This window comes from Microbacterium sp. P5_E9 (assembly GCF_054049175.1).
This window is the reverse complement of the sequence record NZ_JBFUMV010000168.1, coordinates 1-513: the sequence shown is the minus strand read 5'-3', so window position 1 is coordinate 513 and position 513 is coordinate 1. Positions and strand designations below refer to the sequence as shown.

Genomic DNA, 513 nt, shown 5'->3' with positions numbered 1-513 from the left:
GATGGCATCGGCCTCGCTGCGCGCCTACCAGGACGGCGAGGACACGCTGACGCGGCGCCGCCAGATCGTCGTCGACTACCTCGATACGGTGCCTCTGGCCGCGCGCCCCGGCATCGGCGAAGTGCACGGCCTGGGCGACGGCCTGTGGGCCTGGTACGGCCGCGACTTCGGCGAAGTCAACCGSCTGCTYGCCGACTACGACGAAGGCGCCGCGCCCACGGAAGAAGCGCTGCGGCGCCAGGCCGAAGCCTTCAAGCAGGCGCTGTCGCTGATGATCGCGCAGCGCCGCCCGTCGCAGCATCTGCTCGGCGATGGCACGGGCCTGACGCGGCTGACCGACAGCTACCTGCGACTGATGGCCGAGGCCGGCGTGATATCGACTCCGCTGCGCGATGCGGCACTGCCGCTGCCCCTGCGCCTGCAGCCCGAACTGCCGCCGGAGCCGAGGTCCGAGTTCGTCCAGCGCAAGGACGCGAGCGCGCTGCGCACCCACATCTCCACCCTGCTCGACGT

General features: G+C 71.4%; 1 protein-coding gene. It reads left to right on the top strand.

Annotated elements, in window-relative coordinates; all coding sequences use genetic code 11:
- A partial coding sequence (locus ACXJ3V_RS20815; RefSeq protein WP_457102255.1) for a hypothetical protein occupies positions 1–513 on the top strand: 513 nt, incomplete at both ends.